Raw genomic sequence first — 12,197 nt, forward strand, 5'->3', positions numbered from 1 at the left:
TCGACATCCCACTCTGAAACTGCACTCGGTTGATCGACATGGTGGCGGCTCCTTGAAAGAACACCGCCAGCTTCTCAGGCTACAGGCTCACCAGATGAGCCTTGCTGAGCTTCATGCCTAATCAGGTAGATACAAGAGGAAAAAATGAGTGCTCAGATTCCAGGTGAGCTTCGCAACATCAAGGAGCGAGTCCTCGAAGGCATGCTCTCGTACATGGAGCGCGAAGTGGGAGAGGATGATTTCGACGATTACTCGAAGGATGACGTCGAAAAATGTGCATCGATATTGGATAGGTATCTATCTTCGGTGCTCGATCCATCGATGCGCGGTAACAGAGATGGAATCATGGCGGCAGTAAAAGCGGCTGTCATTGATCTCAATGACTTAAATGAGGAATGTGAGCACAGCCTCATTGAAACGGACCAGCGGGAAGATATTTGCGAACTGATCATTAACGCGGCCTCTTTGGCTGGTCTCGAAGTAAATGGCGATGTCACCGAAGAGTGGCGCGAATGGTAGGCATCCGCATAACAGGTCGCTCCATCGGAGCGCCTGCGGCGCCCGCTGAACTCCGACGTTAAACGGCACGGGTCATGGCGTCTGGATTTGTCTACGTTCTGCAAAACAAAGCGTTTGGCGCGAATGTCTTGAAAATCGGACTATCGACGCGCGCGCCGGATATTCGTGCCCGGGAGATCTATCGAGGTGCCACAGGTGTCCCACTTCCATTTGATGTCGCCGAAGCGTTCTCAGTGGCGGATTGCAAGCGGGCCGAGTCATTGGCGCACAGGCGGCTCAGGACATACCGGCTAAATCTTCGAAGAGAGTTTTTCCGGGTGCCACTTGAGGTCGGAACGAGTGTTGCATTCGAATCATGCGTACAGGTGAATCGGGAATTGTCGGCTGGCACACCGGAACGTATTTCGTTTACTGCCGTCGTCAGTGCGCCTGTCTTGGTCGATCAAAACGACGTGCAGCCTGATGAAACTGACGGTCGCCCTGTCTTTTATCTGGATCCCCGGAAGCTATCTAAGAGCCCAATTCGAGTTGCATCATTGACGGAAGAGGAGTCTGATCGGGCGAATATTATTTTCCGTATTCTTCAGAAGCTGAACCCGGTGGAGCAGACCCATTGGCTTGAGGGCTTCATGCGCGATGAGTCCCCCGAACGTGAACTTCGGATTTGGGAGCACATCGCCATTGCCTACATGTCTCTTCAACACGCCGATGATGCAACTCAGGCATATCGCGACGAAGCTTTCTCTCTCCTACTACAGCGCACGTGGCATAGCGCAGAGCAGGTGTTGTCGACTGCGACTCTGAAACACTTCTCAAAGTCCAACGCCAAGCGATTACTCGATGCCTACGCGCTGAAACCAAAACCACTGCTTGCGAGATTTGAGCGTGATTCCGTTTAACCTTTTGTTTGATCGGACCCTCCACGGCAAAGGCCTGCGCTGCTGCACATTTCAATTTCAGCAGCGCAGGACTTTGCCGTTACTGGCCACTCAACGTGAACGTTGAGTGACAGGTGGAGATGGCAGTGAAGTTTGACGAAGCTGAGATGGCGCTCATTAAGTCTTTGCGTGCCGCGTTGCCCTGGAATTGGGCTGAACTACGATTGAAGCTCGAATTTGACGACGGCAGCTTCAGCCCCTCCGGCAGCGTGTCGCGAATGCTTGGATCGGCGCTGGATTTTTCGGATCTGAACATGCCAGCTGAGTTCAGCCATGCTGCGTTTGCCTTGAGAAAGGCCTCTCTGAATAGCCAGGCTGGGCCGGTACTGAACATGGATCTCGCCTTAAAGAGAAGTGCAACGCCCGTCATCAGCTATTTGCGAGAAGACCAAAACGTCACCTCTATCACTCAAGTGCCGCGCGACATTCACGGACGACTCCCCATGTTCATGTTCAAGCGCGCTTTGCCCGCCAGCCTGCTCAAGGAGCTCCGCCCTCAAGAAGTGATCTACGCGATTCAAACGTACGTTTCTGCTAATCCTGAAAAACAGATCCAGAACCGCCTGCGCGAGATCTTGGCAATACGTGAATGGGTGGCCTGCGTGTGTCGTGGCGGCTCTGATAGTTACTTCTTCGATGGCCCGCATCGCGATGAGGCTGAAGCTGTAAAGGCAATGAACGCGGTGCGGTCAGGTCTTGAATCGCTCGGCGAGGGAGATTTGGCGCTAGCCTTCGATCAAAGTCTTGCTGTCTATGCACCCGAAGTGCCACCTGCCCTGCAACTCTGCAAGGAGATCAAGCTAACCCCGAGCTCCAAGAAACCCTCGGACAACGACGAGGAGGTCAATCGCCTTACGAGGCTGATCCAAGAGCAGGACCTGCTCTGGCTCGAGCGGACGGGAAAGCACATTCAGGAGAATGTCCTTGAGTACGCGTCCACCTAGGGCACTGCCGCCCAACATCGCACTACAAGCGACATTCTCGCTTCGCCCGACCGCGCCTGAGTGCGGGCGTTAGCCATCTCAAGGAGGCATCGTGTCCATTCGAGCATTTGTTTCTTCACTTTTGGCGGCAGGGTTGGCGCAGGCAGCAGTCGCGGAAACATACACAACCTCAAGGTGCAAGCTCTTCCAACAACCCGAGTTCCGCATTCAAGTTGCAAGCAAAGCGGTGCCAATCAACGATGTCGAAGGGATCCTTCATGGCCTTGAAGAGAGAGTTGCCGCAGGAGAGCGATTCAAAGGGGGCGAGACTATCCAGATTGGTTGGATGCTGACCAAGCTAGAGCCCGATCCGGACGGTGCTCTTCATGTAACCGAGCCTGACATGAAGTCGATCCCAATCAAGTTTGTTAGATCTATTGACAACACACTCAGGCAGTTGCGATCACAGAAAGACACGGTGGAAAGCGTCATGCCGTCAGATCAGCTGTCTTTCCCATTCATCACGCAAAGCGCAGTCGTTCATGTGAACTACAAAACAACCAAGCGCCTTGCCCTTGACCGCGCGGCGCCCGATGGCGCGGACTCTGGATGGTGGCTGTCCGATCTGAACGAGAAGAGCACCACACACGAACCGAAGAACTACACGAAAATTTCGCTCTATCAGCTGGCGATTGATCGCCCTGATCTGGTGAAGTTCTTCGCGCTTCCAGCGGGCTTGCAAGCTGTTGTGGACGGGAATTTGATCGGAGTTCTGAAAGACGGCAAGGAGTTGCCACAGGCGCCAGGCTCATTCCTTAGCGAGCTGAATCGAGTCCGAAGGTAGCAAGAGATGGCTAACCCCTCATTGCCGCCGAACTGCGCCAGCTACGCTGGCTGGCCTACTGAATTCCAACGTAAGACGAATAACCCACCCCTTCAACCCATACATGCAAACAGACTTCAGCCCCGCTCACCGTCATTTGGAGTTCATGTCCCCACTGTCGGACCTGCGCGCCAACGAACTCGCTCAGTTCGTCTCCACGCATGCTGGTGAAACTGTCGTCGACATAGGGTGTGGCTGGGCATCGCTCCTGGTCCGTATCCTTGAGAAATCCAGCGCCATCCGTGGTGTCGGTATAGACCTGCAAGACGACGGGTTTGAACATGCAAAACAGGTCGCTGCGGCCCGTGGCGTCGCCGACCGCCTTCAATTGATCGGGGGCGACGCAAAGGCCCCCATGCCCGCTTCAACGCAGGGCGCGGTTTGCATCGGAGCCACCCAAGTGTGGAGCCAGCATGCCGAAGCCAATAGGCCGTTGGACTATGGGGCGGCGTTAACGGCGTTGCGGCAGCTCGTCGATACCGGCTCCCCAGTGGTCTATGGCGAGGCCATTTGGAGTGCACCGCCGACTGAGCAGGCTGCAGCGCCGCTTGCTGGACGACTCGACGAATTCATTTTCTTACCCGACCTCATTGAGCTTGCCTGGAGCAGTGGCTTCGCAGTCGCACAGGTTCACGAGGCAAGCCAAGACGAGTGGGATCACTTTGAATCGGGTTACACCGCCCGATATGCCGAATGGCTGGCGAAGAACCCGCCAAGCCATCCAGACTACGCGGCAGTTCTGGAAAAGGTTCGCCGCCAGCAGACGGGGTACTTTCGAGGGTACAGAGGTGTGCTTGGCATGGCATACCTGTGTCTCCTGGCCATCTAAGCGCATGCAGCCCGACCCGGTTGGCGGTCCTCGCGAGCTATGCCGCTGCTATCCCCGCACCATCACGTTGACGGGCCAAGAGGGCCGTCAGGCCAGCGCAAGGGCGCACCGATGAGCATTCGGACTGCGCGCCTTGAAGACGCGACGGACATCGCAACGCTGCTGCTGGCGACGCGAAAGGCCTGCATGCCCTACGCGCCCCTGGCCCACTCCGATCAAGACGTTCGCCAGTGGGTGCGCGACGTGCTGCTGCCTTCAGGCGGCGTGAATGTGCTGCGTGACGGTGATCATGTTTTAGGTTTTGTCGCCACCCGCTCGCAGCCAGGCGAGGCTTGGATAGATCAGCTCTATGTTCATGCAGGCCAGTTGCGACGCGGTGTAGGCTCGCGCTTGTTGCTGCACGTGCTGGCGCATCTGCCCGGGCCGATCTGTTTGTATTGCTTCCAGGCCAATAGGGGAGCCAGAGCCTTCTACGAGCGGCACGGCTTTGAGGCCGTGGCCTTCAGTGATGGATCCACCAATGAAGAGCGCTGCCCCGATGTGCTCTATGTGCTGCCATGAGCAAGAAGGTGGCGATAGCCCGCGCCCTGTCCATCCTCGGCCACCCCGGCGTGGTGATGCCTGCAGCCTTGATGGTGATGTCACGCCAAGTAGGGTCGGCGGCTAATGCGGCCCTGTTCGTGGCACTGGGCGTCACTGCGCTGGTGGTGCTCTACAGCCTGTGGCAAGTGCGGCGCGGCGCCTGGGCGCATGTGGATGCGTCGCAGCGGCCCGAGCGGCTGCAACTCAATCGTTTTGTCGGGGCGGTGCTGTTGGCCTCGTCGGCCTTGGCTTGGCTGAACGGTGCGCTCGCCTTGGCGCTGGGCTTGGTCGCCAGTGCCAGCCTGTTGCTGATGGCCCTGGCACTGCAGCGCAGGTGCAAGCTGTCGCTGCACGTGGGCTTTGCCTGCCTTGCGGCGGGTTTGATGTGGCCCAATGCTGTAGCTCTCGGGTTGGGTGCACTGCTGGCCAGTGGTGTGGCGTGGTCGCGCCTGGTGCTGCAAAGGCATGTGCCTAGAGACCTATGGGTGGGGGCAGCGGCGGGGAGCTTGGCTGTGCTGGTGGTTCACTGGACCCTGCCTCGGCTTCAATGAGTTTTCCTTTAAGCTCTTCGCGGTGAACCGAGCTTCTTGGGCGACAGGCGCCTTCTCTACCTAACATGGTTCATTCATCATGCACATTTTTCAGCGACTCGTAGCGCTCATACTTTTAGCTGCCAGTTCACTTGTTTGGGCTGCGCCCTTCGAGAATGAGGTCTTTCGCCTGGATGTTCCCTCGGGCTTTGGTGGCCCGATTTTTGGCAAGATGGATGATCAATCAACGGTTGTGGCCTTCACGAAAGCGCACGCAGGCGCGTCGACGAGTACGCTCCTTCAGGTGACCACCTACAACCCCGGAGCGAGCGCGTCACCGCCAAAGGAACAGCTCGGGGCATTGGCCGATAAGTACTTACCGCAGTTTCTCGCGGGCATCGAGCGTCGGCGTTCAAGTTACACGGCAACGGCCCCTCGGCGCGTGACACTCGGCGGCATTCCGGCTTCTGTGGCAAGCTGGTCAGGCATGCTCGAAGGTGCTAAGGCACATGGCACGCATGTACTGCGTCATCGTTGGCACCAAAATTGTCAGCCTGCATGTTCAGGATCTAGCGACGGCCCCCTCTGCAAATTATCTGGAGGCAGAGGCTGCTATCAAGGCCGTACGCTTCAAGACGGAGAGCTGATATCTTTCTCTGGTGAGGCTTTCCGTTGAGTCAATCTACTGTTGTTGTTCATTGCCTTTAGGGCGCTTTCAGCTTCAATGATGAGGTGACACTGCGGGGCATTCGATTAGCGTGGCAATGCCGCCGCCCAGGGCCTCCCGAAGTTGCGATTCCATCTCGCGAAAACTTCACCATGTGGCGTATTGAATTTTCTTCGTCTGAGTTCCTTCCTTACTTGCCTGAGGAGTCTTTGCAATACCGTTCGCGTTCATATGGCCGCCAATGACCAAAGCCAATGCGTGGTTCATGCTGTTGTGCGGCGTCACATATGGCATCTACTGCCTTTGGGCACAGCGTAGGGCTCTTTGCCGAGATGGCCTTCTTCCGCCCTACCGATGAAAAGGCCCGGCACGCCGAAATTGTGGCTAACTACATGTTGCGAGCCCAGAACGGCGGCGGATGCCAAAGCGTCGCTCGGACAGTTTCGTTAGATCACCTGCTGACCGTCATGCACCTCGTTTTCAACACCCTCATTCTTGCCACCCTGCTGTTGCCGGCGCTCTCTCTCGCCAAGGACGACAAAGAAGCCAACACCTGCTCAGTCACCTCGGTCCCTATCGAGTCTGGCTACTTTGAGTTCATGGGTGTTCTTGCGCGCGTCTATCCGGCGCCGCCAAAAATCACACCTTCATTCAATGGCTGTCAGTCACTGTGGTCTGTTGACGGTGGCATTACAAAGATCGAGTTCCGAGTAAGGTTCGAAAGCGGCGTCCCGGTCGCAGTTCTAGGGCCAGACCTTCCTCGGGAAGAGCCCCTGAAGTGCGAGCCCAGAAGCACTGGGTCTTCAAGTGAGTTCAACTGCCCCCCACTTGGGCTGTTGCCGTTTTCGAGTCTCCCCAAAGAGTGCATCGTTTCTCATTCATCACCACCGGATAGTCGCGGCTATAGAGTTTCAAAGTCGTGTAGGAAGCCTTCCTTTCACGCTAAGGGTGGCCCTTCGCCGCCAGCACCTCCGCGACCCCTGTCCTAGCTGGGCCCGTCGAAGGTGAGTTCAATGATGGGGGTGGACGAACAGAGAGCCTGCCAAGGTCTGCGTGCCCGTGCAGTTGGACTATGTGCGTCGTTTGTACTAACATTACGACCATTGATTTCACATCACAGGTGCTGCCATGGCTGCTGTTGCATCGTCGCCTTCCGCCCGCTCTGCTCGACTGGGCTTGCGCGCCACGCTCGAACAAGAGGCGGTGCTGCGCCGTGCCGCCGAGGTGGCACACAAATCGTTGACCGACTTTATTCTTGACAGCGCTTGCCTAGCCGCCGAGCAGACGCTGCTCGATCAGCGACTGTTCATGGTCTCGGGCAGCCAGTACCAGGCCCTGATGGATCTGCTGGATCGCCCTGAACAGACCAACGAGGGTCTGCGCGAGTTGTTTGCCCGTCAGGCGCCCTGGGACGCCAAGTGAGCTTGCGCGCACCGGCGCCTCTGGCCGCGGAGCATCGCTTAGAGGGTTTTGATTGCGGCAAGCCTGCGCTGAACGACTGGCTGTTGCGCCATGCTCGCCAGGCGCAGGGCGGTGGCTCGGCCAAGACCTTCGTCGTGTCTGAGGACGATGGCCGAGTGGCGGGCTACTTCAGTCTGACCGTGGGGCAGGTCGATACGCTGGACGCACCGGAACGCCTGCGAAAGGGGATGGGGCAGTACCCGTTGCCCGTGGTGATCTTGGCGAGACTCGCTGTATCGCAGCCTGATCAGGGTCGAGGCATTGGCTTTGGTCTGCTACAGGACGCGATACGCCGCACGATGTTGATTGCCGAGCAGGCCGGCATCCGTGCCATGCTGACTCACCCCATAGATGCAGAGGCGGCACAGTTCTACAGCCGGTTCGGGTTCATCGCGTCACCGCTGCGTGAGCAACAGTTGCTGCTGCTCTTGAAGGACGCCCGTCGCTGGCTTGATTGAGGGGTGCCATCCCGTCCAATGCGCCATGACCCAGAGGAGGCTTGCGCCTTTGCGGCGTGGCAACGATCAATCCCAGGAGTGATATCGCTGATGTTGCAGATAGCGTCGGATATCACATCAGCAGCCACGCAACCGGCTACCTTCAGGGCGGCCGGGCTTGCAATGCTTGGATGACTTCATTGAGCCGACGAACTGTGGTCATGACATGAATACCCTTGCCCGAACCTGCCTTCTCGCGACCATGATGGCTTTCTCGCCTGCGACGTTCGCACAGGCGTTCAATTCGAATTGGTCGATGTATCAAGGCAGCATCACCGAGTCATAGCGAGTGGCTCGATTGACCTGAAGTCCAATGTCGAGCTTGCTAGCGCCTATGAAAAACCGACGTCCAAAGGGGTGGTTTACCGTGAGCTGCGCTTGCCTGGTGGATGGGCCGTTGGATGTTCGGACTACGGGGAGCCTGCCCCAAAGGGCTTTGGCTGTTGGATCAAGCGACGGCCGAGCAAGCTTTCGCTAGACCAGTACGACGGATTCAGTTGGGAGTGGTATGACTTGCAGTCAGCGAGTATGTACACCAAACGCCAAGGCGGTGCTCGCGCTCAACTCAAAGTCGGCATGGATCGAGGACGGCCGGCCATGGAGTCTCTGGAGTTTCTCGATGACACTGTGTTCTCTGCAAACGTCGGGGACCTCAGAGCGGGTAGGGACACACATGAGTTGCGCATCGCGAAAGGCAGTGTCCTACCCCTCACATCGCCTGTGGCCCGCTAGCGATGCCATCAGGCACCTTTCGTCCGAGTCACCCTAGTCACCACCCTTGGCCGCCAGCACGCCCGCCACCACCTCCGCAAACCCGTGCCCACGCTCGCCCTGCGTCACATAGGTAGGAACGTGCTGTAGCTGGGGCACAAAGCGCGCAATATTGGCCACACCCACGCTCAGGGGCATGTGCTGGAACATGATTTGGTCGTTGCTGGAGTCGCCGACATACAGCCATTCTTCAGGGGCAAACGCCAAGCCGCATAGCAGCGGCACGGCCCATTGGGCGGCTGTCCATTTGTTGTGTGCACCGATCCAGCCGTTGATGTGGATGGAGCTGACCGTGGCGGTCAGGCCGTGGGCGCGCATTACCGAAACAACCTGCCCAATCTGCGCCGCGCTCAGGTGGTGATGCTCGCTGTGGTCGATGGCAATGTCGGTCAGGCGACCGGCGCTGTCGCTGGCCAGGTGGCTGCCGGGCACTTCGCACAGCACAGCGGCGGCACAGGCCTGCAGGCGCAGGGCGTTGGCGGCGCGGGTGGCTTGGTCTTGGGTGAAGTGGTGCAGTTGGCCCTGTGCCGCCGTCAGCAGCACGGCACCGTTCTCGGCCACGATGCCGCGCACGGGCCAAGCTTGGGCAAAGGGTTCGCTCCAGCCCGCTGGGCGGCCGGTGATGGCGATCACGGGGCACTGGGCAGCGGCCAAATCGTGCAGAGCTTGCAGGGCGGCGGCTTCGATCTCGCCATCTCGGGTGAGGGTGTCGTCGATATCGGTCAGCACGCCTCGGATGCTTTGGAGTCGGCTCACGGGCACCTCGGCCCAAGCGGAGAGAAATGCAGCGCTCATGGCGTTCAAGTGTCCCATAGCCCATGAGAGCACCGCAGTTTCTTGATCTCGCTCAAGACGGCCGCTCCGTATCGTTTCATCATGGACGGTTGCTTGATACGGAGAACCACCATGGCCACTCGCAAAACAACGACATCCGCCAATCGGCAGGCCGCAGCCGATTCCACCGCCGGTAGGCAAGCACGTGCGGCAGCACTGGCGCCGGTGCCTGCGCCAGCCCCAGCGGCTCGGCCGCGCGCCAAACGACAAGAGGGACATGCGGTAGCCAAAGCAGCCACCGCCGCCTCTGTCGTGCGCGTTGAGGCGCTCAAAGATGCGCTTCAAGGGCAACAGTCGGCGGAGTTGGTGGGGCGCATTCAAGCGCTGTTTGATGGCGCGTCACCCGACGAGCAGCGGGCGCTGCGCCGTGCACTGCAGGCGCCTGTAGAGGCTGCGGACAAGACGGTGAGCAGCGACCCAGACACCGAGCTCGCCCCCGGCTGGCGCGATGGCGCCTACCCCTACAGACACTTGCTCTCGCGCCGCAGCTATGAGAAGCAGAAGTACCGCTTGCAAGTGGAGCTGCTGAAGCTGCAGGCCTGGGTCAAAGAGACCGGCCAGCGTGTGGTGATCTTGTTTGAGGGCCGTGACGCGGCGGGCAAGGGCGGCACCATCAAGCGCTTCATGGAGCACTTGAACCCTCGCGGTGCCCGCGTGGTGGCTCTGGAAAAGCCCAGTGATGCCGAGAAGGGCCAGTGGTACTTTCAGCGCTACATCCAGCACCTGCCCTCCAAGGGCGAGATCGTGATGTTCGACCGCAGTTGGTACAACCGCTCAGGCGTGGAGCGGGTGATGGGTTTTTGCACCGATGCTGAGTACGACGAGTTCTTGCGCCAGGCACCCGAGTTCGAGCGGCAGTTGGTGCGCTCGGGCATTCACCTCTTCAAGTTCTGGTTCTCGGTCAGCCGCGAAGAGCAGCGCCGCCGCTTCAAAGAGCGCAAGACCCACCCGCTCAAGCAGTGGAAGTTGAGCCCCATTGACATGGCCTCGCTGGACAAGTGGGATGACTACACCCGCGCCAAAGAGGCCATGTTCTTGCACACCGACACGCCGGATGCGCCGTGGATGGTGATCAAGTCCAACTGCAAAAAGCGCGCGCGCTTGAACGCGATGCGCTTTGTGCTGCACCGCATGCCCTACACCCAGCGCGACTTGGCCACCATTGGCCCGGCGGACCCGCTGATCGTGGGCCGCCCGGCCTTGGTGGCCAGCTCGGCCGACGACCAACTGGTGCCGAGTGGCAGCCTAGAGGGCTGAGGGCCTGTTCAACGGGGCGTGTAATACGCGCCGAAGTAGCGCAGCCCTGAGCTGGGTGTGACGCCCAGCATGTCCGGCGCGCTGGGCTTCTGCCCCGTCTTGGTGGGGGCTTGGCCCAAGGCTAGGCCGTGGCTGAGAGGGTTGAAGGGGTTCTTCCAGACCACGGCTTCTACGCTGTTGCCCTTGAGCCCGCTGACTGTGTTCACCTCAGCCGTGGTCTTGGCGTATTGCGCTCCCTTGCGCAGCACAGCACCACCGAAGGGATGCGGCGCATAGAGGTTGGGGCCTAGCGTGTTGTTGCCGGTGGCAGCGGCGTTGTCCACCGTGAGTGCGGTGGCGCCGCTGCGCCTGATCGACAAGGTGTTGTTATAGACCTTGTTGTTGGCCGTGCGGTTCGTCGCCGTGCTGGCGGACTTGCTCAGTGTGATCTCGCCCGTGTTGCTGGCGGGCCGGGCGGTGTCTTGCGCGTTGTCATAGGCGGTGTTGCCGTAAACCTCGTTGCTGCCCGCGTCGAACAGGGCAATGCCTGAGCCGTCGTTGGACCACACCACGTTGTAGGCGATCACATTGCGGTCGCACCACTGGTCGGCCTGAATGCCGTTGCCGTCCCAGTGCAGGATGCGGTCGCGGTTGGCATAGCTGAAGTTGTAGCGAATGATGTTGTCGTCGCCGCTGTCCTCTGTGGGGCTGGCACTGTAGAGGTGGATGCCCGTGGCGCCGCCAATGCCGCTGCCATGTTCACTCACCACGTTGCGCTCGATCACCCAACGTGAGCTGCGCAGCTCTACGCCATGGTGGCCGTTGCGGCGAATGGTGTTGTTGATGATGCGAGAGGGCACGGCGGTGGGCGTGGTGACCTGCGCCACGGAGATGCCATGCGTGAGGTTGTCCTCGATCACATTGCCATCAATGGTCAGCGCTTCTCCGGGGCTGTCGCTGACATCAATGCCCATGTAAGAGCGGCGCAGGCTGTTGCCTTGCACCGTGATGTGGCGGCTGCCGCGGCGCAACACCACCGCGCCCCAGGGTGAACCATCGACCACAAAGCCCTTGAGGCGCACATGCGCTGCGCCCTGGAAATCAAACGAACTGGTGACCAGCGGCGGCATGCTAGGGTTGGCGGCCTGAATCTGAATGGGCGCGCTGGCGGTGCCGGTGCTGGTGATGGTCACCGGGCCGGCATAAGTGCCGGGCGCGACCTGCACCAAGGTGCCCGCAGCCAAACTGCCCCAAGGCACGGCCTGCAGGCTGCTGTAAATCTTGGCGCCTGCTGGGGCGCCGCTGGCCGGCCCCACCCACACCAGGGCGGTGGTCTGCGGCGCAATATCGCTTGCTTGGGGCTGTGCCCGCTCACTCTGCGCCAGCGCTTGCGTGGTGTCGGGGGCATCACCCCCACCACAGCCTGCGAGTGCCGAGATCAACAAGGCCAGCAGAGGCCAGCGAATGGCCGCCCATGGGGCGGAAGCAGTCCGAGGGGCTGCAAAGGGTGAGGCAGGGCGCACGACG

At 59.6% G+C, this 12,197-nt stretch carries 12 protein-coding genes; 10 read left to right on the plus strand and 2 right to left on the minus strand.

Annotated elements, in window-relative coordinates; all coding sequences use genetic code 11:
* Window positions 1-144: 144 nt before the first annotated feature.
* From ACIQ3Q_RS12695 to ACIQ3Q_RS12735, 9 genes are all read left to right on the plus strand, one after another.
* Window positions 145-519 carry a hypothetical protein gene (locus tag ACIQ3Q_RS12695; protein WP_396269448.1) on the plus strand — a complete coding sequence of 125 codons (375 nt, stop codon included), beginning with the start codon at window positions 145-147 and terminating at the stop codon, window positions 517-519.
* 74 nt (window positions 520-593) lie between these two features.
* Window positions 594-1,418, plus strand: coding sequence for a GIY-YIG nuclease family protein (locus tag ACIQ3Q_RS12700; protein ID WP_396269449.1), 825 nt, complete (start codon window positions 594-596; stop codon window positions 1,416-1,418).
* Between the two features lie 125 nt (window positions 1,419-1,543).
* Window positions 1,544-2,401, plus strand: a complete 858-nt coding sequence (locus ACIQ3Q_RS12705; protein ID WP_396269450.1) for a hypothetical protein — start codon at window positions 1,544-1,546, stop codon at window positions 2,399-2,401.
* Between the two features lie 91 nt (window positions 2,402-2,492).
* The gene (locus ACIQ3Q_RS12710) at window positions 2,493-3,224 is read left to right on the plus strand and encodes a hypothetical protein (RefSeq protein ID WP_396269451.1); all 732 of its coding nucleotides are present in this window, start codon (window positions 2,493-2,495) and stop codon (window positions 3,222-3,224) included.
* A gap of 103 nt (window positions 3,225-3,327) precedes the next feature.
* On the plus strand, window positions 3,328-4,092 hold the full coding sequence (locus ACIQ3Q_RS12715) for an SAM-dependent methyltransferase (RefSeq protein ID WP_396269452.1): 765 nt from the start codon (window positions 3,328-3,330) through the stop codon (window positions 4,090-4,092).
* Between the two features lie 111 nt (window positions 4,093-4,203).
* On the plus strand, window positions 4,204-4,653 hold the full coding sequence (locus tag ACIQ3Q_RS12720; RefSeq protein ID WP_396269453.1) for a GNAT family N-acetyltransferase: 450 nt from the start codon (window positions 4,204-4,206) through the stop codon (window positions 4,651-4,653).
* Window positions 4,650-5,225, plus strand: a complete 576-nt coding sequence (locus tag ACIQ3Q_RS12725; RefSeq protein WP_396269454.1) for a hypothetical protein — start codon at window positions 4,650-4,652, stop codon at window positions 5,223-5,225. The genes ACIQ3Q_RS12720 and ACIQ3Q_RS12725 overlap by 4 nt, the downstream gene beginning before the upstream one ends.
* Before the next feature lie 1,774 nt (window positions 5,226-6,999).
* The gene (locus ACIQ3Q_RS12730; RefSeq protein WP_396269455.1) at window positions 7,000-7,293 is read left to right on the plus strand and encodes a DUF1778 domain-containing protein; all 294 of its coding nucleotides are present in this window, start codon (window positions 7,000-7,002) and stop codon (window positions 7,291-7,293) included.
* Complete coding sequence (locus tag ACIQ3Q_RS12735) at window positions 7,290-7,790, plus strand: GNAT family N-acetyltransferase (protein ID WP_396269456.1); 501 nt, start codon at window positions 7,290-7,292, stop codon at window positions 7,788-7,790. Before ACIQ3Q_RS12730 ends, ACIQ3Q_RS12735 begins: the two co-directional genes overlap by 4 nt.
* A gap of 804 nt (window positions 7,791-8,594) precedes the next feature.
* Here ACIQ3Q_RS12735 and ACIQ3Q_RS12740 read toward each other — a convergent pair.
* Window positions 8,595-9,395: an HAD-IIB family hydrolase gene (locus ACIQ3Q_RS12740; protein WP_396269457.1), complete on the minus strand. Its 801-nt coding sequence runs from the start codon at window positions 9,393-9,395 to the stop codon at window positions 8,595-8,597.
* A 111-nt stretch (window positions 9,396-9,506) separates the two neighbouring features.
* Between ACIQ3Q_RS12740 and ppk2 the strand changes: the two genes are divergently transcribed.
* Complete coding sequence (ppk2, locus tag ACIQ3Q_RS12745; RefSeq protein ID WP_396269458.1) at window positions 9,507-10,691, plus strand: polyphosphate kinase 2; 1,185 nt, start codon at window positions 9,507-9,509, stop codon at window positions 10,689-10,691.
* An 8-nt stretch (window positions 10,692-10,699) separates the two neighbouring features.
* Here ppk2 and ACIQ3Q_RS12750 read toward each other — a convergent pair whose 3' ends face one another.
* Window positions 10,700-12,193, minus strand: a complete 1,494-nt coding sequence (locus ACIQ3Q_RS12750; RefSeq protein ID WP_396269459.1) for a nitrous oxide reductase family maturation protein NosD — start codon at window positions 12,191-12,193, stop codon at window positions 10,700-10,702.
* Window positions 12,194-12,197 lie beyond the last annotated feature (4 nt).

Source organism: Ideonella sp. (genome assembly GCF_044358605.1).
Taxonomy (GTDB): Bacteria; Pseudomonadota; Gammaproteobacteria; order Burkholderiales; family Burkholderiaceae_C; genus Ideonella.

Coding starts and splice junctions, on each gene's coding strand:
- ACIQ3Q_RS12730 (WP_396269455.1), top strand. CDS start 7,000: ATGGCTGCTGTTGCATCGTCGCCTTCCGCCCGCTCTGCTCGACTGGGC.
- ppk2 (WP_396269458.1), top strand. CDS start 9,507: ATGGCCACTCGCAAAACAACGACATCCGCCAATCGGCAGGCCGCAGCC.
- ACIQ3Q_RS12740 (WP_396269457.1), bottom strand. CDS start 9,395: ATGAGCGCTGCATTTCTCTCCGCTTGGGCCGAGGTGCCCGTGAGCCGA.
- ACIQ3Q_RS12720 (WP_396269453.1), top strand. CDS start 4,204: ATGAGCATTCGGACTGCGCGCCTTGAAGACGCGACGGACATCGCAACG.
- ACIQ3Q_RS12700 (WP_396269449.1), top strand. CDS start 594: ATGGCGTCTGGATTTGTCTACGTTCTGCAAAACAAAGCGTTTGGCGCG.
- ACIQ3Q_RS12695 (WP_396269448.1), top strand. CDS start 145: ATGAGTGCTCAGATTCCAGGTGAGCTTCGCAACATCAAGGAGCGAGTC.
- ACIQ3Q_RS12715 (WP_396269452.1), top strand. CDS start 3,328: ATGCAAACAGACTTCAGCCCCGCTCACCGTCATTTGGAGTTCATGTCC.
- ACIQ3Q_RS12725 (WP_396269454.1), top strand. CDS start 4,650: ATGAGCAAGAAGGTGGCGATAGCCCGCGCCCTGTCCATCCTCGGCCAC.